The organism is Larkinella arboricola (genome assembly GCF_003259745.1).
In the GTDB taxonomy this organism is placed as follows: Bacteria; Bacteroidota; Bacteroidia; order Cytophagales; family Spirosomataceae; genus Larkinella; species Larkinella arboricola.
The window spans coordinates 179433-199922 of the sequence record NZ_QLMC01000005.1 but is presented as its reverse complement, the minus strand read 5'-3'; the positions used below and the strand labels follow the sequence as shown (position 1 = coordinate 199922).

The window sequence follows — 20490 nt, the reverse complement described above, 5'->3', positions numbered from 1 at the left end:
GAAAGCCCCATTCGACCGCAGGACTTTTATACGGTATTTCAGGCGGGGTGGTTTTGCCCTGCCTGAAAAGAGTGTTAGGATAAACCTACCGTCTACACGGTATTAATTTAGGAAAACATGAACCGATCTAATTTAACCCAGCAAAAATTAAAAGCCGTGTTGCTATTCCTGCCTGTCTTGGTGGTAATCATTCTCACCTCGTTGAGCATGCGAAGCAGCGTCAAGGATATGGACCAGGCCATGAAAACGGTGTATCAGGACCGCCTGCAACCCGCTATCGAAGTCCTGTACCTGAGTGAAAATCTGCATACCAAACGGCATTTGCTCGACATCTATTTAGGATTACAGCAACCTTCGGCGCAGCACTTAAAAAAGCAACTGAAACAACGGGATGATACGATGAGGCAGATCCTTCACCAGTTTGAAAAAACCGTGCTGGTGAAAGAGGAAGTGAAAAGTCTGGAGTCCTTCAAAACCAGCATGAGCCGGTATGCCCAACTGGAGCAAACCGTTGTCCAGCTTCAGCAGGCGGGTCGACACGAGGAGGCTCTGGAATTATTCAACCAGCAGGGGGCTGCCATTTTTCAGCAGGGCGTTAACTACCTGCACGAACTGGCGCAGATTCAGGCAACCGTGGGTCAGCAGACGCTGAAAAGATCGCATAGCGAAGCTAACCATTTCTATTCCAATTCAACCCTGCAGGTTGCCGTTACCATTATTATTGCGGTGATTATTCTATCGCTGATTAATAACGTAAAACGCCAGGATCAGGGATCGGCAACCCTTCATCTTAATTAGTAACCCGGTTCGGCTGCTTTGCCAGAAAGGCCGGCACGCAGCCGACTTATTTCAATTCACAACGTCAAACGAACAGGCGGAAGCCGGGCGGAATAACTACCGCCCGGATTTTCTTTACGGGCAGTCAGTCGGCTTTCGACTGCTCAGCCATTCCTGCTTAACTTTTTATGCCATGCAAAATTTAATCATTAGTAAACTGGATTATCAACGCCTGAAGCAACGGATCGTTCAGGCGCAATCCGATCCTTCTGTTTCCCGAAACCAACTCCTGAATCTGGCCCGGGGCGTGGACCAGGCTACCTTGCTGGAACCAACCGAAATTCCGGCGAATGTGGTGACGATGAACTCCCGGGTACGGATCAGCTATCTGGAAAACAACAAGAGCCTGGAACTCCGGCTGGTGTATCCCGAGCAGGTGAATATTCATCAGAACCAGATTTCCATATTTGCCCCGTTAGCAACGGCCCTGCTGGGTTGTAAACAGAACGATATCGTTACCCTGCCCATTCCCAGCCGAACCGTCAAAATCAAAATAGATCAGATTGTGTATCAGCCCGAAGCAGCCGGTGACTACTCGCTGTAACCCGTTCAGGCGGCACAATCAAGCGAGTCGGGCAGGGATTATTGTTTAATGAGAGCGTATATGGTTCATTCAATGTGTGTTCTGGTCAAAGCCAATGATCAGCAAACAAGCCTCCAACAGGTAGGAAAGTTAATCCGGGAGAGCCGCTTAAAGGCTGATCTTACCCAAAAAGAACTGGCTCAAAAGCTGGGAATATCAGCGCCCACCGTCAATAAGTACGAAAATAACGGGCAACAGGTGACCATCGAAGTGCTATCCAAAATAGCCCACGTCCTGGACCTGGACCTGCTGGTCGGCTTTCAGACATAAGGCAAGTAAACTACTGTACAAGGCTGCCCCGCCCTGTCCTCAAACGGACGAATTTTAGTCCAATTCTGGACAGGGCATTTCGCTGTATTAAGATAAAACGGATTGACTCAAAAGTATCCGCCAGTCGATCAACGTTCCGGATCAGGCCCTGCTTGAATTTGCACTTACTCGTCCAACAATTGTATAAGAGTTATTTTTTAACAAAATTGCGTTGGCTCCCTACCTATCGAATTGGCCAAACAGGTGTTCTGCGTTAAGAAGGAGTTGGTGTTAACGATCAAAATTCCGGTTGCTTTCCTTGCTTCGATTCGTGGCCGGTATTCGTGATCTAATCCACGTGTGTACTAACTGTTTCTAGCTTTCGAATTCGACAGTCACCTGAATCGCAATGAATTCTTCTAATTATCAAAAGGTTATCCAATCTCTACCGGCCTTACCGAAAGCCCTGACGGGTATTAGTGGCTTTGATGAAATAACCAACGGGGGCTTACCCAAAGGACGACCAACGCTTGTTTGCGGAGGACCGGGTTGCGGAAAAACGTTATTCTCCCTTGAATTTATCGTCCGGGGCGCGTTAGAATTTAACGAACCGGGCGTATTTGTCGCCTTTGAGGAAAAAGCCGATGAATTAGCCGCCAACATGGCTTCCCTGGGCTATGATCTGATTCAGATGCAAAACGACCAGCTCCTCAAAATCGATCATGTTCATATTGACCGCAGCGAAATTGAGGAAACCGGCGAATATGATCTGGAGGGGCTCTTTATTCGGCTGGGCTACGCCATCGACAGCATCGGGGCCAAACGGGTGGTTCTTGACACCATCGAAAACCTGTTCTCCGGCTTACCTAACCATGCTATTCTTCGCAGCGAACTTCGGCGTCTCTTTACCTGGCTAAAAGAAAAAGGCGTGACCGCCATCATTACGGGTGAACAGGGAACCGGCACACTAACCCGCGACGGACTGGAAGAGTACGTTTCCGACTGTGTGATTCTATTGCAGCACCGCGTTGTCGACCAGATATCCACCCGGTTGCTGCGGATTGTCAAATACCGGGGGTCCGTCCACGGCACCAATGAATACCCATATTTAATTGACGAAGACGGTATTTCGGTCTTGCCGGTCACCTCGCTCACGCTGGATCATCCGGTATCGGAGGAACGCGTTTCATCGGGCATTCCGGCGTTGGATAAAATGCTGGACGGGCAGGGATTTTATAAGGGAAGCAGCATTCTGGTGTCGGGTACCGCCGGGACGGGCAAAACCAGCATGGCCGCCAGTTTTGTGCATGCCGCCTGTCAGCGGGGCGAGCGGGTGCTTTACTTTGCTTTTGAAGAATCACCCCAGCAGATTTGCCGCAACATGCGTTCCATCGGGATTGACCTTCAGGCTCATATGGAAAAAGGGTTGCTCAGATTCCAGGCTTCCCGGCCTACGCTTAATGGACTGGAAATGCATTTGGTGACCATTCATAAGCTTATCAATGAATTTAAGCCCCAGGCCGTGGTGCTTGACCCGATTACGAACCTGGTGACGATTGGCTCATTACGGGAAGTCCGGTCGATGCTGATCCGGCTGATTGATTTTTTACAGTCCGAGCAGATTACCGTACTTTTTACGGCGCTCTCCCTCCACACCATTATTAATGAACAAACCGACGAAGGCGTTTCCTCTCTGGTGGATGCCTGGCTGCTGGTACGCGATATCGAATCGAATGGTGAACGAAACCGGGGGCTCTACGTAATGAAATCCCGGGGAATGAAACACTCCAACCAGGTACGGGAGTTTGTCATTACCAACACCGGGATGGATTTAATTGATGTATACCTGGGATCCGAAGGGGTACTGACCGGATCGGCCCGGGAAGCCCAGCAATTGCAGAAAGCAACAGAGGTGGCCTTGCGGGGACATGCGCTGACCCACAAAGACCGGGAAATTGAACGCAAACGTTTGGTCCTGGAATCAAAAATTGCCAGCCTGAAAGAAGAATTCGAATCGGTACAGGATGAGTTGAATCGGACCTTTGTGGAAGAGGACCTGCGCAAGGAAATCATCGAACAAAACCGGGACCAACTGATTCGCAATCGGCATAATGACGAATAAATACCGATTTTATCCCTACACTTAATTCATGAAGAAACAGGAAAACGTCTGGGAGTTACGGCTCTACGTGGCGGGCAAGACGGCTAAATCGGTAACGGCACTGAACAATCTGAAGCGGTACTGCGAAGAACATTTGGCGGGCAATTATGTTATTGAAGTAATTGATTTGTTAGTACACCCTCAACTGGCGGCTGGCGATCAGATTCTGGCCGTTCCAACACTGGTCAAGAAAGTCCCTGAACCCATTCGTAAGATTATCGGTGATCTGTCAAATGAAGAAAAAGTACTGGTAGGTTTAGACATTCGTTCCGCGAAGAAATAAAATGAGTCAGTCCGCCCCGGAGGATGCCAATGGACCAGATGGTAGTGAATTATATCGATTTCGCCTGTATGTGACGGGCGCTTCGACTTATTCGGTTCGGGCAATTGCCAATATTAAACACATTTGCGAAACTCATTTACCGGGCCGTTATACATTAACGATTATTGACGTGCATCAGCAAAAACAATTCGCCGAATCGGTCCAGATCATCGCCTTACCTTTACTCATCAAGGAAGCGCCCTGGCCAGAGCGCCGTTTTATCGGTGATCTTTCCGACACCGACAAGGTATTGAAAGGTTTAGGCATTATTGGTTAATGAATCCCCCAAGAACGTTCGAACAGGTAATTGCTGAGAATGAGCAGTTACGCATTCAATTAGAGGAAGCTTTAGACACCATCCAGGCGATCAGAACAGGCCAGGTGGATGCAATTGTCGTAGAGGGGCAGCAGGGGCATGAACTCTACACGCTAAAAACGGCCGATCAGACATACCGGGTTTTCATCGAGACCATGCATGAAGGTGCCGTAACGCTTAATGAGCAGGGACTCATTCTTTACAGCAATTCTACCTTTGCTGCCATGGTTGGAAGGCCGCTGTCGAGTGTCATCGGTTCTGCCTTCAAACCGTATATCACCCTTGATTATCAGGCTGCTTACGAGCTATTTATCCAGGAAAGCTGGCAAAAGGCCAGTAAGAGAGAACTAACTCTTTATCAGGGCGAAACAACCTTAACCTGTCTGGTGTCGGCTACCCCGTTGCAGCTTGACGAAGGCAATTGTTTAAGCTTAATCTTGACTGACTTAACGGCACAGAAACAAACCCAGGCTCTGCTAAAAAGTACCAACGAAGCGCTGGCTCTCGCCAACAAGGCATTATACCGGTCGAACGAAAGCCTGGAGCAGTTTGCTTATGTGGCCTCTCACGACTTGCAGGAACCCCTCCGCAAGATTCAGCAGTTTGGCGATCTGCTGAAAAGCCAGTATGAAACCCAGTTGCAGGATGGCGTGAACTACCTGGAACGCATGCAATCGGCCGCCAGCCGCATGTCAACGCTGATTCGGGCCTTACTGACGTACTCCCGTATTTCAACGCTCCATAAAAGTACGGCCTTGATCTCCCTCAATCAGGTGATTGATGCGGTCCTGACGGATCTGGAATTAGTGATTACGGAGAAAAAGGCCATTATTGAGATTGATGAGCTACCACCCATACTCGGCGATGCGTTGCAACTGGGCCAGTTATTCCAGAACCTTTTAAGCAACTCGTTGAAGTTTGGGCAAGCCGGACAAACACCCCACATCACGATTCGGTATCAATCCGTAGCTGCCAGCGACCTGCCTGCCGGGTTACACCCCGCCCAGCCAGCCGCTAGGTATCACCAGATTGCGGTAAATGACAATGGCGTCGGCTTTGATGAGAAGTACCTGGACCGCATCTTTCAGGTCTTCCAGCGGCTGCACGGCAGGAGTGAGTATGCCGGCACCGGCATTGGGCTGGCCATCTGCCAGAAAGTAGTGGACAATCATGGGGGCGCCATTACCGCTGTTAGTCAACCCGGTCAGGGGGCAACCTTTTTAATTTACCTGCCAATCTGACGAAAAGCTTCGCGGTTCAGCAAACGGCAATCGGGGCCGTCATGCACGGACGGGTGGTGCTTAAAATCCAAAAGCCACCGATGGGCCATCGGTGGCTTTTGGATTTTAGAGTCATGAGCCCAAAAAATAACTAATCGTTGATAAGCGCATACGTACCGACGGGTGCTTTGGCGTTATCTCTCCTTGCCTCCGCCTGAACGGGTAAGGGTGTGAGTGCCTGGGTTTGATTGATAAACACGTAACCATCATACCGTTTGCCCAGTACCGTCGGCACATAATTGCCGCGTTCGCTGGACGGGTTGTAGACCACCCCAATGGCCCTCTGACCGCGCTCCTGAGCCGATACACCTTCCTGCGGCATTTGATTGAGTAAAACGATTTTGTTTTCCGGACCAACCCGATAAAGTAATTCATCCCAACTTCCAGACAGGGCCCTGGGCACCGGCATCCGTTCGGCGGGCGCACCCCAATAGTCACCGGCAATCACCTCGCCCTGATAGGTTCCAAAGCCGACGATATATACGCCGTCTGCTTCGTGAGCCTGTCTGATCAACTGGCCCAGATTTACCATGCCTGCCTGAGCCATATCCGTAAACCGGGCATCACCGACGTGGGTGTTGTGCGCCCAGATAATGGCTTTGGCGGTTGGGCCGTGCAAGGCCATGAGTTGATCGACGGTGGCCGCCATGTGCTGATCCCGAATGTTCCATGATTCGGCATCAGACCGCACCATCGAATAATAATAGCGTTCGGCATTGACAGCCACAAGCGCATTTTGTTCCCGGTTAACTTGTTCCAGAGCCGTACCTGCGTTTGCCGACCGAACGGCTTCGAGCAAACGCTCCAGAGCCACATTGCAGCGGGAACCGCGCAGGGTAGCTATGGCATAGGCTTGTTCATCCCCTTCAAAAGCGGCCAGACACTGACGGGCTTCCTGGGCTCGCGCACGGATTTCCGGATTGGTGGCCTGCGGATCGTTGATTAACCTATCCAGCGACTCCCAAAGACTATACACATCCAGTCCGTAAAAGCTAACCTTACCGTTGGCCGAAGACGAAGCCGTATTCACCTGGTCGTTGTAGGTTCGCATCCAGTCAACCAACTGAGCAATCTCTTCATTGGCCCACATCCAGGTCGGCCACCGCATGAAAGCCCGCAAAACCTCGCGGGTCTGCCCCGGGCTCCCGTGCAGGTATTGATTGACCTGATAAGCGGCTGGCCAATCTCCCTCTACGGCTACGAATGTAAATCCCTTCTCGGCAATCAGCCGCCGGGTAATGGCGGCCCGCCACTGATAGAATTCGGACGTACCGTGCGAAGCTTCCCCCAGCAGCACATACCGCGCATCGCCAATCTGTGCCAGCAGCGAATCCAGATCCGACTCACCGGAAAGCGTAACCGAATGATCGCGGAGGTTAGTTATTAGCATCTCTTCCTCTTGACGGTTTTTCGAAGGACCTTCCTGACAGGTAGCCAGGCTGCCCACGATCCAGCCCAGGCAGAATAATTTACTGTTTTTCATCGTGCTCCCTCTTTCGCTATACGGTTATTTCATCGCTTTAACCAAGCGAATCCCTGAAGCAGTAAGCTCAATTCGGGAAAATAAGGCAACGGCCTACTACTGATACCGGTCTGCGTCCTAGATCTTTAACAAGTAAAACCGGGCATTAGACGGAGCATGGACCATCTCATTTTCAGACGCTTGAAATTCCTAAAAAACTCACCTAACCCGCTCAGAATCCGGATGCTTTACAAAGGCATTCAGCAACGTCAGCACCTGACCTACGTCGGATACACGGAAAGCCGCAACGGTTGCGCCCTCACCTACTTTAATGGGATAGTGGTGCTTTTCGGTTAAGACCGCCAGCATGTCTTCGTCCGTCTGATCATCGCCAATGGCCAGAACAAAATCATACGGGTTGGCTGCAATCAGCCGTTCGGCTAACTTGCCCTTATCCCAATCCACCGATTTTATTTCCACCACCTTATGGCCGTCCAAAACCCGTAGTCCATGAGGAAGTAACTGCGTTAGCGTGAACAGCAGCTCGCGCGACCGTTCAAACCCAATGCGTTCTTCGGCGTTACGGTAATGCCAGGCCAGCGTCGTCGCTTTCTCCTCAATAAAGGAGCCCGCACAACGGTTAACCACCTCTTCCAAATGGGGCCGAACGCTGGCTTTCCAGTGGGTTTCGTCCCGGTTGTTTACTTCCCAGCTTCCGTTTTGCTTCTGACACGCACCGTGTTCGGCTACCAGGTCGATGGGCAAACGGCCAAACCAATTTTCCAGGGTTTCGCGGTCGCGTCCGCTGATGATAACAACCTTATTTCCCGGCATCTGAGCCAGCTTATCCAACGTTTCCAGCACAGCTGCCGATGGCGATGCCAACTCCGGTTCCGACACAAATTCGGCTAAGGTTCCGTCATAATCCAGCAGCAATAAACGGGATTTTGCTTTCGAATAGGCCGTCAGCAAACTGCTTCTGGTCTTTCCGGTCAGCGTTAGCCCCCGGCCAACGGGGTTGGCCGATTGGGTATTTAACAGCAATTGGATGAAATCCGAAGCCCATTTTTTTACGTCATAAAACGCAATTCGCTGCTGCATGGCCGCCAGTCGCCGGGCCTGTTCTTCCGGTGGCATCTCAAGGGCCTGTTTCAATCCTTCGGCCACTTCGTATTCATCCAGCGGATTAACCAGCAGGGCCTCCCCCAGTTCGTTGGCCGCTCCGGTTAACTCACTCAGCACCAGCACCCCGCGCTGATCCTGACGGGAAGCCACAAACTCCTTGGCTACCAGATTCATCCCATCCCGCAGGGGCGTGATCATCGCCACATCACAGGCCGAGTATGAAGCCAGCAGTTGCGGAAAGCTCAGGGGCGCATACCGGTACACGACGGGCAACCAGGTTAAGGTGGCAAATTTACCGTTGATCCGGCCCACCGCCTGTTCGATCATCTGTTTGCGTTCCGAATAGGTCAGGATTTCATCCCGCGAGGGAATGACCACCAGCAGAAAGACGATCTGCTCCCGCCACTGAGGGTACTGGTTTAGAAAAGCCTCCAGAGCGTCGAGCCGCTGGAGAACGCCTTTGCTATAATCCAGACGGTCGACGGAAAAGATCAGTTTTCCGGGATACGAAGTGAGCAATTGCTGCCGTTCCTGCTCAACCTCCGGCTGGTGATAGGCTTCATTATAGAGGGCATAATTAATACCGATCGGAAAAACACCGGTTTCAATGACGCGATCTCCGCAGGCAACCTTGCCCAAGGTAGTGGATTGCCCTAGAGCCATCTGGACAGACTGGAGAAAATGAAGGCGGTAATCACTGGTGTGAAACCCCACCAGATCGGCGCCCAGTAACCCATTCAGCAAGTACGTCCGACAGGCTCTGGGCAGCAGCCGCATCAGCTCATACGAAGGAAAAGGAATGTGCAGAAAGAAACCAAGCCGGGCGTCGGGTTGCCGCTCACGAATGAGCTGCGGAAGGGGAATAAAGTGGTAGTCATGCACCCAGATCAGGTCATTGGGTTTCAGGACTTCCATTACTTTTTCACAAACCGTCTCATTCACCAGTTGGTAAGCCTTGAAATACTCATCATGATAATCAACGTAGGTTGAAAAATAATGAAAAAGCGGCCAGAGTACCGAGTTGGAAAACCCGTTATAAAAGCTCTTGTGCGTTTGTTTATCAATAAAAATCGGGATGTATTGAAAACTGTCATCCACCAGCCCCTGGTGTTTATCCCAGGTTCGCTGGGTAAAGTCTGCACACCCGATCCAGACCGGCTTTTCGGCGAATGACGAGAGGTCCAGGGATTTTACCGCTGTTACCAGGCCCCCGGCAGACGGCTTCAGGGTAGTCACTCTGTTTTCGGTTTTAAATGAAAACGGTAGGCGGTGGGAAATAATGACCAGTCGATTGTTTTTCATAGTTATAAAATCAGGGCGTGGGCCAGTCCACGTAATCGTTCCACCAGGTTTTCATAGGTCTTTTCAGGCGGCAGGACTATCTCATAGCCTGCTTCCCTGCACTTCTGCTGATCCACCGATGGCGGATCGCTATCCATAATAACAACCGGAATAGCCTGCCAGGCGGGTGTTTGCCGAAGCTGGTTCAACAACGCGTATCCCTGACGATCCGCCATTTTCCAATCCAAAATAAGCAGGGAAGGAAGCGGAAAAACGGTATTCTGCAAACCCTGTACTAATTCGTCTTTCCTGCCGAAAAAATAGAGTACAGCCGTTGGACAAGCCTCATACAAAGCTTGTCGATACAGGTAGTAATCGTTTTCCTGATCGGTCGCCAGGAAAACAACAGGTTCTTGGGGTATCATCACGCTGGAAAATAATCCGGCAGAAACCGGTTGCCCGGAGCAGATTTGATACATGGAACGAACCTCAATCAACGCGTCAGCTTTTTACGACCTCCTGCAATGATTCCAGACCCGCCATTTTTTTGTACAGCGTCAGCGCCTGAGCTACTACCTGATCCATGTTGTAATACCGGTACGTACCCAGGCGACCGACAAAGTGAACATTCTCCTGCTGATCAGCCAGTTGCTTGTACTGACGGTAAAGTGCGGCATTTTCGGGTCGGGGAACCGGGTAATACGGATCGCCTTCTCCCTGCGGATACTCGAAGGTGATGCTTGTTTTCGGATGTTCCTGACCGGTTAGTTTCTTATACTCGGTAATGCGGGTATAAGCGTGATCATTGGGATAATTAACAACGGCAACCGGCTGGTAATCGCTTACATCCAGCGTCTGGTGATCGAACCGCAACGACCGGTAGGGCAGTTTCCCGTAGCAATAATCAAAATACTCATCAATCGGTCCGGTATAAATCAGTTCTTTATACGATAGCTGTTCATTAATCTCCCTGAAATCCGTATTCAGCAGAATGTGGATGTTTGGATGATTGACCATCTTTTCAAACATTTTCGTGTAGCCGTGCAGGGGCATACACTGAAATTCGTCGGTAAAGTAGCGGTCGTCCTGGTTGGTGCGGGTAGGAATCCGGGAGGTTACCATCTTATCGAGCTGGGAGGGATCAACACCCCACTGCTTGCGGGTATAGCCCCGGAAGAATTTCTCGTACAGATCACGCCCAACCTGACTCACTACCACATCTTCAGAGGTCCGAATTTCCTCGACCGGCTCACCAACGGATTGAAAATAATCGGCCAGTTCTTCGGAGGTAAAGGAGTACCCATACAGTTTATTGACCGTATCCAGATTGATCGGAATGGGCAGCAACTGACCGTCTACCGAAGCCAGCACCCGGTGTTCGTAAGGCCGCCACTCCGTAAACTGCGATAAATAGGCCATAACCTCCGGTGAATTGGTGTGGAAAATATGGGGGCCGTACTGGTGAATCAAAATACCGTCTTCATTCAGGCAATCGTACGCATTGCCCCCAATGTGAGGCCGTTTGTCGATGAGTAATACCGTTTTACCCGCCTGCGTAGCCAACCGTTCGGCCAGTACACTCCCGGCAAATCCAGCCCCAACAATTACATAATCGTACTGCATAAAGAAACAATCAGGTTAACGTGATAAAATGAATTAGAAATACCGCAGACGTGTCAGGCCAGATCGGGTTGCGGCACGATTTGCCACCAGCCCGGCCCCGGCGGCACAAGCTCGGCGGGATTTTGTCCCGTAGCCAGGCACTGAATCAACTCCGCTAAGGGTGTTGCCTGCATGTACCCTGAGCTTACATCAAAGGCCCCCGGTTCGTAATAGCCTTCATGACGCGTCAGCAGGCAATGCCAGTCGAATGAACCCAGGAGCGCCCAGGCTGTTACTGCCTGTATATCAGCACCCGCCTGACGAGCCTGCTGGGTCTGCTGCCACATATCCCACAGCCAGCGCATCTGCTCATCGACGGTACACCCCAGATGGGCCTCGGTCACGGCAATGGGCCGCTGGTAGCGTTTCCAGGCTTGCTGCAACAGCCCTGTTAGCCCAACCCGTTGTTCGGGAGCCGCCCGGACCACTTCCGTATCCACATACCGGTCCCGTTCGTTTCCGCCCTGCATATGAACCGGGTACTGCCAGATCCGTTCGTCCAGATAGCGTTCGCTGGTGATGTAATGATTAATTCCAATCACCGAAGGCGGGCAGGGATTGTCCACAAAAAATGCCAGGTCGGCGTATGGAATGCCAACCCAGCGAAGATAGTCCCAGAGTGGATGCTGCTTCGTTACGTAGCCGCAGAGAAGGTCCCAGCTCAGCCACCGGCGGTGGTTTTCCCACTCGGCCTGGTAGTTTACTTTCGGCGAACTATGCGTCTGCCCCAAATCATCGGTTTGAATCAGTTGGGCATCGGGCCGCACCTGCCGGATCTGCTGCATGGCCAGAACCGTCGCCCGGCATTGGCGCAGTAAAATATCGACAAACACGCGCGGACTGTTGGCGTGCGGGTACCAGTGGCCGTTTAAGCCCGAGAAGCGGGCCGTCGTCAAAGGTTCATTGACAGGCGTATAAGCATCAACCCAGGGGTAGCGTTCCGCGACTTGCCGGGCATAGCGAGGTAGCTGCCGTTCAAATTCAGGCCCGGCAAAGGTGGCATATTTAGGCCCGCAGCCGTGGTGAACCAGACCGATAATGGGCCGGATGCCCAGCTCCTGCAATACCCCAAGGCGTCGGTCGGCCCATTGCCAGTCAGGCTGGTCGACACGCTCCGGAGCCGTACGCTCCCAAAGCAGGGGATAACGCAGAGTCTTCAGACCGAGTTGGGCAACATGAAATAAATCCTGATCGCGGTGATGGTGGCCGTTTCGCATAAGTTGGTCCTGGTAGGTATCACCAACCCGGTTTACCGTGCATTCAATACCACCCCAGAGCGCGAGGGGCTGTAAAACAGAATTCGTAGATGATGTGGTAGCTGGTTGTTTACTCATACAGTGAATGTTTTTGGTATTGTAACTGGAACTGTTCCAGGATTAATGTATGCATATCTTTCCAGGTCTGCTGCCAGGAGCACTGCGCTAGTTGGGCATCAATCCGGCTCCAGCATAAGGCCGAGGGGTTCTGCAATGCCGCTTCTATCGACCGCTCAAACTCCTCAACCCCGTCGGCAATCCATACCGTGCCACACTCCCCATACGTGCTGACCACATCCCGGATCGGCGTCGATACCACCGGCAGGCCAGCCGCCAGGTACTCCGGCGTCTTGGTGGGGCTGATGAAACGCGTTGACTCGTTGAGCGCAAAAGGCAACCAGGCCACCTGCCAGTTGCTGAAATAAGCCGGGAGCTGCTCGTAGGCCTTCATGCCCAGATAGTGCAGGTTGGGACCCTGAGGCAAAGAAGCCGGATCAATCTTGACCACCGGACCCAGCAGCACAAACTGCCAGTCGGGACGACGCCGGGCCAGCTCGCCCAGCAACTGGATATCCAGCCGCTCATCAATGACGCCACTAAAGCCGATGCGCGGGTAAGCCAGCGCCTGCTGATCGGCCGGATCGTCCAGCCCCAGGCGGGCTTGTCCAAAGTGGTGGTTGTCGATGCTGCTGGGGAAAGCATGCACCGAGGGGTGGAGGTTTTTCTTGGCTTCGTAGAGGCTCTGTCCGCCGGTAAACATGAGTTGGGCCTGCTGCATGAGTTGTTTTTCCCGCTCACGCAGTTGGGGTGGAGCACCTCGGAAAGCCGACAACTCGTCCATGCAGTCGTAGACGGTAAGCCGGGGCTGGATATGTTCGGTAAAGTTGAGGGCCATGGGGGTGTAATACCAGGCCACAAAGTCGGTGATTTGCTGTTGGGCCAGCAGCTCCTGCAACCACCGGCGCTGGTAGTCATGTTGGGTTTGAGGGTCGGTGCCAGCGGGCAGGTGCGGCACCAGAATATGGAGTTTGGGATTGATCGGTCGCACTTCCAGCCAGGGCTGCTGATCGGCCACTGGCTCTTCCCAGAACCAGACGCGGAAGTGGCGACTGGCGCGGCTGAGCAGATGCTGGGGGCGCTGGTAGACGAAGTTCCAGCGCAGGTGTGAAAAACAGATTAAATCCTGGGTTTGATGCGCAAATGAGGTTGATGAAATGGAAGCACCTCGTTCTGACCCAATGAGCCGGGTGTGCTCCTGAGCGAATGGCTGTCTTACGGCCTGTTTTGAATGATTGGACATGCTTAGTTAAGGATGATGTGGTGCTAACGCCAACCTGTGTACGAACGTAAAAATGGAGGTCGCACCGGAAAGCGAAACGCAGATATTCATTTAACTTTATTTATGTAAGAATGGAAAGGCAAGCTGCGCTCAAGTGAGCATCTGGTCCATTAAACGCTTACGATGGGACCAAACGTAATCACTGCCTGACCCGGTTTCCCCTATGCAAAACCGGTTTTCTCCGCAAAACAAGGCGAACGGTGCGGGGCTCAAGACAGGTGGGAAAGCGGTAATTACCGATGAACAAGGACCGCTTTTGTCCGAAAAAGAGGGCAGGAAACGCAGGAAATCAACCAAGAAGCAGACCGGTTACCATAAAAAAACAGGACTTCAGCCAGCAAGGTCCGTACACAAACCACCTGCTTTCCTGAAGTCCTGTTCTTACCGTTTAAAATAAGTCGGTTTTACCGGCTTTCCGGCGCTCTACGGCTTATCCCACCAGACTCTGGTTTTGAAACTATCCGCTCCCTGGCGTGCCACAGCCGCGTTGTAATTGTCTGCATTCAAAACCGGTTCATCATCCGGGTACCGCAGACGGCGCGGATAGGTGCCACCGGTTTCATTATCCGGGTAATTGATGGGCGTTAATTTGGGATAGCCGGAACGACGGACGTTGGCGTAGGACTCGTAGCCGTTCAGAAACGTGGCCACCCAGTATTCCGAATTGATCTGCTCGAAGGCTTTCTCCTTGTCGGCAATGCCCACAAACGGATTTGCCGTTAAATAGGCCGTAATTTCTGCATCTGTAATCGTTGCCGACACGTCATATTGCTGGAGGCTCTTCATCGCGCCGGTTACGCCGTTGCGGTAAAACTGGGCCGCATCGCCCGGAATCCAGCCCCGCACGGCGGCTTCGGCCAGCAGCAGTTGAACTTCTCCATAGGTCAGAAGCATCCTCGGCCCGTCGAGCTTGGCAAACACATCTCGGTTAACGCCCGAAAACTGGTGTTCCTGACCCGGTGCCTTCGGATCGTAACTGGGGTCATTGGGTAGCGTTATGCGGTCGAGGCCGTTGGGCATACCCTTCTGAACCGCCGGATCGGTGTTTTTCGTCGCCACATTGGTGGGGTCGGTATAAACCGCAACAGTATGCTTCAGCCGGGGATCGTTGTGACTTTTCATGTAGTCGAAAAACGTCTTGGCTATTTTACCCGGACTTCTTCCCGAAACACTTAACGTCCAGCTCTGTCCGTTGGTCAGGACTTCCTGCGTTCCGGCTTTGTCGGCTCCCCTGATAAACATATTATCCTCAAAGGAGGTAAAAACCCCACCCGCATACGCCTTCTTGACCCACGATTCGGCGGCTGCCGGGTCTACTTTGGAAAGGCGCATCCCCAGCCGGAGCATCATGGAATAGCCAAACCGCTTCCATTTGTCAATTTTGCCCGCATAGACAATATCAGCCGAAGAATATAGCGTCTTGCTGGCGTCCAGTTTGGCAGTAGCATCTTCCAGTTCGGTCAGCATGTGGGCGTAAATATCCTTCTGAGCGTCATATTTGGGCTTGTAAATCTGCTGGTAATAGCCCTGGTTGGCTTCAAAGTAAGGCACATCCCCGTACATATCCGTGAGCCGGTGGTAAATCACCGTTTTCCAGATCCGTGCCATGTGGTACAGGTTGTGGTACTGGGGTTTGTCTTTCGACAGCGCAATTACATCCTCAATCAGTTTGGACGAACCGGCATTGGCGTTGTACGTACCTTTCCACATGGCCTCATTATTTCCCTTGTGGTACACGTACTTATCGCCCTGAAAATCAAATATCCCCACGTTGCTCAGCGTCGCCATGTGCTGAACAAACGGCTCTGCATAATTCAGGCTGGTGGTTTCATCGCCTTTTGCCGTGTTGTATTGCCCGGTTGTAAAAAGATAAGCCGGGTTGAAACGGTCGGCGGTAACGGCGTTGGGGTCTTTGTTGAGTTCCTCAAAACCGCTGTCGCAGCCAGCAAGAAGCAGTGCGCTGCCGGTAAATAATATAGAAAGTGTCTTTTTCATTGCCATTGGTGTTAAGCTTTGCCGAACTAGAATTTCAAATTCACGTTGAAACCGTAACTTCTGGTGGGCGGTAATGCCGTGGATTCAATTCCCTGATCGTTCCCCGCCGATATATTGGTTTCGGGGTCCAGACCGGGGGTGTGTTTCATCAGAATCTGGAGGTTCCGGCCAACCAGCGAGACACTGGCCCCCTTGACAAACCCAATCCGTTCGTAGACGGCTTTCGGCAAATTATAAGTCAGCGACACGTAGCGCAGCTTGATAAAACTGGCGTCATAAATGTAGTCGTCGAGGGCATCGCGTCGCCGGACAATAATGGCCCGGTTGTTAACCCGGTCCGCCGTTACCAGCACATTGTTCACCTCCCCGCTCTCGGTAACGCCGGGAAGCACCGCTCCGGACTCCCGGCCCAGAAGCGAGTGGGGAGCCATACCGCGATGGTCGAGGCTGTAATTAGTTTCCGAATAAATCTTGCCGCCGAATTTTCCGTCAACCTGAGCCGACAACGTAAACGTCTTGTAGGTAAACGTGTTAATCAGACCGGTTGTGTATTTATGGATTCCGGAACCGAAAGACACCACATTGGCCGGAACAATGGGCAGGCCGGTGGCATCGATAATATCCTGCCCCTGCTCATTGCGTTTAATCGTCCGCCCCACAATCTGCGAGTACTCCTCCCCTTCGATGTGCTTGATGAAGGCTTTGGTGGACGTCGCCAGAATCAGTTCCTTGGACGTATTCGAGATCTTCAGCACCTTGCTTTTGTTGTAGGCCAGATTAAAAGACAGATCCCAGCTAAAGTTTTGGGTTGTAACCGGTTTTACGGTTGTCAGCAGTTCAATCCCCCGGTTACGGATTTCGCCCACATTGACCGATACACCCGAATAACCGGTGGTGGAAGAAATACTCTCGACGGCAATGTCGTTGGTAGTCAGTTTATTATAAGCCGCAATATCGAAGCCCAGCCGGTTGTTGAATAACCGCAGATCCAGACCGGCCTCAAACTCATTGACACTCAACGGCCTTAGCCGGTTGTTGGGAACGGTAAACTGGTTAATGGTTCCGAGCGAACGGCCATCGTAATTGTACGGCAGCAGGCCATACGTCAGATTGAGCAGATACGGGTCGGTATCACCGCCCACCGCAGCATACGCAACCCGGAGCTTTCCGAAGCTGATGGCCCGGGGCAGCTCAAGGGCCTGCGAGAACACAAAACTGAGCCCGGCCGACGGATAAAAGAAGTTGTTCGACTCAGGGTTCAGCGTCGAAAACCAGTCGTTCCGGCCCGTCAGGTTCAGATACAGGTAGTTCCGGTAGCTAAGCTCGGCGGTGGCAAACACCGAATTGATCTTTTTGTCGTAGGTCGCCGTAGTGGTATTCCGGTTAACGGTATTGTTGATGACGTGCAGCTGCGGAACCACGAAACCGGAGCCAACAATGGTGGTGGTGTAGCGGTGCTGCGCCATCAGGTTTCCGCCCAGGTTGACGGCCAGATCAAAATCTTTGTTCAGGCTCCGGTTCAGCCCGATCATGCCTTCGAAGTTCCGCTCCCAGAAGTTTTGCTGAATCTGGTCAAGCTGGCCGTTGGGCCGGTAGCCGGTTCCTTCCGGAACGAGCTTGCTGGACATGAAGTTATAATAATCCTGCCCGGCTTTTGCCTGGACAAAAAGCCAGTCAAACAGGTTATACCGCACGTTGACGGTGGAGATAAACCGATCCTTATCCGTCCGGTTTTTAATCCGGTTGAGGGTATAATACGGGTTGGTCGCGTTTAAATCCGTGCCCAGTACCTTTTCCTTGAAATCTTCATTGTACCCCGGCGACAGCGCACTGGTCGGCATGTTGCTGTTTACATACAGAATCGTTCCGGCGCTGTTGCTGGATGTTCCCGTAAAAACATACCGGTTATCAACCCGCTCGTTCACGTAATCGACATTGGCCGACAGGTTCAGGTTTTTGGAGATGGCCTGATTCAGCCCCAGACTGATGTTGTTTCTGCGCATGGTTGCATTCGGAATGATGCCTTTGTTGCGCATGTCCGTGATCCCCAGCCGGAAACTGCCCTTATCGCCCCCGCCCGAAAAAGACAGGTTGTTGGAATTGGTGTGCCCGGTGCTGTAAAAGTCCTCCAGCACCTGATCTTTCACGTACGAATACGGTCTTTTGACGCCATCGAGTTGAATCGTCTCCGAACCGTCATACCGTGAGCCCCAGTGGTTTTGCCCGTGATTGGCCGCATCCTGCTGACTGGCCGGTTTGACCCCGCCGTAGCCCTGGCCGTACTCCTTCTGAAGCTCCCACAGAAAAAAGGGCACCTCAAACGTATTGTTGGTATTGAATTCGACGCCCAGCCCTTTGTTGCCTTTACCGGATTTGGTGGTGATGAGGATGGCACCGTTTTTAGCCCGCGACCCGTACAACGCAGCCGCCGTAGCCCCTTTCAGAACGGTAACTTCCTCAATGTCATCGGGGTTGATGCTGGAAATATTGTCGCCAAAGTCGGGGTTGTCACCTTTGGGGCCGCCTAACTGGCTATTGTCCATTGGAAGGCCGTTGATGATGTACAGCGGCTGGTTGTTTCCCGAAATAGACGTATTCCCCCGGATGGTTACCCGGCTGGAACCCGCCGGACCCGTTGCCGCCGGGCTGATGTTCACACCGGCTACCTTCCCAGTCAGGGAGTTGGCGAAGTTGGTTTCCCGGGTTTTGGTAAAATTGTCGCCGTCTACTTTGGTCACCGAATACCCCAGCGACTTGGTTTCCCGGCGGATACCGAGGGCGGTTACTACCACTTCGTCCAGGGCTCTGCTTTCGGCCAGTAGTCTGATGTTCAGTGAGGTCTGGCTCCCTACCGGTACTTCCTGAGCGGTATAACCGACAAATGAAAATACAAGCACCGAATTGGCAGACGGTACATTGATGGAGAAGTTTCCGACGGCATCGGAAGTGGTTCCCTGCTGCGTGCCTTTGACCACGATACTGACCCCCGGCAGGCCCTCCCCTTTTTCGTCGGTTACTTTTCCCCGGATTACGTCAACGGTTTCTGACCGCACGGCACCCGGCCTTTCTGCTTTGTGTTCCGGTGTTTCCGGATTCCGTGCGACTGCCGGGGAGGTGGCCGAAAAGATGGCTACGGCGGCTAAAAGGGTATACCAGGTGCACGGAATGGCAACGTGGCGCCCCTTCTCTGATAGGGTTTTCTCTTTCATGCAAGTAAGGGTTGGAATAATGGTGCAACGTTTGATGGACTTGTAGACGCAAACGTGCTAACTCCATACGCCAAAAGGCCCCTATCGTACTATGATTCTTTCAATTAAAAGGAAATAAATTACAAAAAATCGTCCCGCCGAGGTGTACGAATGAGGGGATTGCAAGTAATCCTTTCAAAACGCTGTGACTTCTAACCCTTACCTACCGATGAAACCAAACCAGCCGATTTCCCGACGGGCTTTATTAGAACGCATCACTCAGGCTTCTCTGGGCCTTGTGGCCGGTACCGCAACCCTTCAGCCCCTGATGGCCGGTGACGGTTTTGCGCAACCGGATCAGCAGTCCGTTTCGCCCTTCAAATCGGATGAAAAAAAGTTTGTTCCGGTGATGATTACGCCGTTCGATTCCAATTCGAAAATTGATTACAACCACCTTTCGATGCTGATCGATTTTTACCTCAGGGCGGGCGCAAAAGGCTTTTTTGCCAACTGCCTGAGCAGTGAAATGTATTTTCTGGACAATCAGGAGCGGATTGATCTGACCCGGTATGTGGTGCAGCACGCAGGCCGTAAAGCAACCGTGGTTTCAACCGGTTCGTTTGGTGATACGCTTGGAGAGAAGGCGGACTTTGCTAAAAAGATAGATGATACCGGCGTCCGCGGAGTTATTCTGATATCCAGCCATTTTGCCCTCGCCAACGAAAGCGATGCCGTTTTGATGAAAAATTTCGAAACGTTTCTTTCCATGACGGGCAACATTAAACTGGGAACCTACGAATGCCCGGTGCCCTACAAACGGCTTATTGCCCCCGATGTTTTTAAATCACTTGTTTCGGATAAGCGGCTGGTTTATCACAAAGACACCTCAGAAGATATTAAAAACATCGAAACCAAACTGGCCCTGGCACGCGGAACGCAACTGGAATTTTACAACGCCCACACCGCTACAGCCGCCGAGTCGCTGCAAAAAGGAGCGAAAGGTATGTCGCCCATCTCCGGAAACTTTTACCCCGAAATTCATAGCTGGCTTTGCCAATATGCCAACGACCCGGCAAAGTTGGCTGATGTCAACTGGATTCAGGCCGAAATTGCCCGAACCGAAGCCATCATTTCAAAGTTTTATCCACTCAGTTCCAAATACTTTCTGAAAAAGCGGGGATTGCCGCTCGAACTCGTGTGCCGCTCGAAAGTGAAGTCAATACCGCCCGAGCAAATAGCCATTCTGGACAAGACGTACGATGTTTTTCTCGGCTGGTGCGACCGGCTCGGTATCAAAGCCGTAAACGGCCCGCAGTAGAGAATACGCTCAGGATGCGGAACAGCATAAAACCTCGATAAAATCAGGTAATCACCGGCTTATTTTCGGCATTGATTATCAGCCTTTTTCTCTGTAGATTTGTTATCAGAGAAACT

The 20490-nt window shown here is 52.0% G+C and carries 17 protein-coding genes; 9 read left to right on the top strand and 8 right to left on the bottom strand.

Features of this window, described 5'->3' with window-relative positions:
- Window positions 1-117 precede the first annotated feature (117 nt).
- The 7 genes from LX87_RS20000 to LX87_RS19970 all read left to right on the top strand — a co-directional run bounded on the left by LX87_RS20000 (window position 118) and on the right by LX87_RS19970 (window position 5709).
- Window positions 118-798 (top strand): MCP four helix bundle domain-containing protein, encoded by a 681-nt coding sequence (locus tag LX87_RS20000; protein WP_111630053.1) that lies wholly within the window; start codon window positions 118-120, stop codon window positions 796-798.
- Window positions 799-970: 172 nt separating this feature from the next.
- Window positions 971-1381, top strand: a complete 411-nt coding sequence (locus LX87_RS19995; protein ID WP_111630052.1) for a GreA/GreB family elongation factor — start codon at window positions 971-973, stop codon at window positions 1379-1381.
- A 60-nt stretch (window positions 1382-1441) separates the two neighbouring features.
- A complete protein-coding gene (locus tag LX87_RS19990; protein WP_229310743.1) occupies window positions 1442-1690 on the top strand; it encodes a helix-turn-helix domain-containing protein in 249 nt (82 codons plus the stop codon).
- A 388-nt stretch (window positions 1691-2078) separates the two neighbouring features.
- A complete protein-coding gene (kaiC, locus tag LX87_RS19985) occupies window positions 2079-3791 on the top strand; it encodes a circadian clock protein KaiC (RefSeq protein WP_111630050.1) in 1713 nt (570 codons plus the stop codon).
- A 28-nt stretch (window positions 3792-3819) separates the two neighbouring features.
- Window positions 3820-4113: a circadian clock KaiB family protein gene (locus tag LX87_RS19980; RefSeq protein ID WP_111630049.1), complete on the top strand. Its 294-nt coding sequence runs from the start codon at window positions 3820-3822 to the stop codon at window positions 4111-4113.
- 1 nt (window position 4114) lies between these two features.
- Window positions 4115-4429: a circadian clock KaiB family protein gene (locus LX87_RS19975; RefSeq protein WP_111630048.1), complete on the top strand. Its 315-nt coding sequence runs from the start codon at window positions 4115-4117 to the stop codon at window positions 4427-4429.
- Window positions 4429-5709, top strand: a complete 1281-nt coding sequence (locus LX87_RS19970) for a sensor histidine kinase (protein ID WP_111630047.1) — start codon at window positions 4429-4431, stop codon at window positions 5707-5709. Before LX87_RS19975 ends, LX87_RS19970 begins: the two co-directional genes overlap by 1 nt.
- Before the next feature lie 130 nt (window positions 5710-5839).
- On the opposite strand, the gene LX87_RS19965 is transcribed toward LX87_RS19970, so the two are convergent.
- The 6 genes from LX87_RS19965 to LX87_RS19940 all read right to left on the bottom strand — a co-directional run bounded on the left by LX87_RS19965 (window position 5840) and on the right by LX87_RS19940 (window position 13834).
- On the bottom strand, window positions 5840-7231 hold the full coding sequence (locus LX87_RS19965; protein WP_211325343.1) for an erythromycin esterase family protein: 1392 nt from the start codon (window positions 7229-7231) through the stop codon (window positions 5840-5842).
- Between the two features lie 198 nt (window positions 7232-7429).
- Window positions 7430-9637 carry a bifunctional alpha,alpha-trehalose-phosphate synthase (UDP-forming)/trehalose-phosphatase gene (locus LX87_RS19960; protein WP_111630046.1) on the bottom strand — a complete coding sequence of 736 codons (2208 nt, stop codon included), beginning with the start codon at window positions 9635-9637 and terminating at the stop codon, window positions 7430-7432.
- A 2-nt stretch (window positions 9638-9639) separates the two neighbouring features.
- Entirely contained in the window at window positions 9640-10113 is a 474-nt protein-coding gene (locus tag LX87_RS19955) for a response regulator (protein WP_229310742.1), read from the bottom strand.
- A 4-nt stretch (window positions 10114-10117) separates the two neighbouring features.
- The gene (gene glf, locus LX87_RS19950) at window positions 10118-11239 is read right to left on the bottom strand and encodes a UDP-galactopyranose mutase (RefSeq protein WP_111630045.1); all 1122 of its coding nucleotides are present in this window, start codon (window positions 11237-11239) and stop codon (window positions 10118-10120) included.
- Window positions 11240-11292: 53 nt separating this feature from the next.
- Window positions 11293-12612, bottom strand: coding sequence for a family 1 glycosylhydrolase (locus LX87_RS19945; RefSeq protein WP_111630044.1), 1320 nt, complete (start codon window positions 12610-12612; stop codon window positions 11293-11295).
- Window positions 12605-13834, bottom strand: a complete 1230-nt coding sequence (locus LX87_RS19940) for a glycosyltransferase family 1 protein (protein WP_111630043.1) — start codon at window positions 13832-13834, stop codon at window positions 12605-12607. Before LX87_RS19940 ends, LX87_RS19945 begins: the two co-directional genes overlap by 8 nt.
- A 202-nt stretch (window positions 13835-14036) precedes the next feature.
- On the opposite strand from LX87_RS19940, the gene LX87_RS19935 reads away from it, so the two are divergent.
- Complete coding sequence (locus LX87_RS19935; RefSeq protein ID WP_111630042.1) at window positions 14037-14270, top strand: hypothetical protein; 234 nt, start codon at window positions 14037-14039, stop codon at window positions 14268-14270.
- A 26-nt stretch (window positions 14271-14296) separates the two neighbouring features.
- Here LX87_RS19935 and LX87_RS19930 read toward each other — a convergent pair whose 3' ends face one another.
- Window positions 14297-15868 carry a SusD/RagB family nutrient-binding outer membrane lipoprotein gene (locus LX87_RS19930; protein ID WP_170139399.1) on the bottom strand — a complete coding sequence of 524 codons (1572 nt, stop codon included), beginning with the start codon at window positions 15866-15868 and terminating at the stop codon, window positions 14297-14299.
- Between the two features lie 26 nt (window positions 15869-15894).
- Window positions 15895-19077: a SusC/RagA family TonB-linked outer membrane protein gene (locus tag LX87_RS19925; RefSeq protein WP_111630040.1), complete on the bottom strand. Its 3183-nt coding sequence runs from the start codon at window positions 19075-19077 to the stop codon at window positions 15895-15897.
- Between the two features lie 208 nt (window positions 19078-19285).
- Between LX87_RS19925 and LX87_RS19920 the strand changes: the two genes are divergently transcribed.
- Complete coding sequence (locus LX87_RS19920) at window positions 19286-20374, top strand: dihydrodipicolinate synthase family protein (protein ID WP_211325342.1); 1089 nt, start codon at window positions 19286-19288, stop codon at window positions 20372-20374.
- Window positions 20375-20490 lie beyond the last annotated feature (116 nt).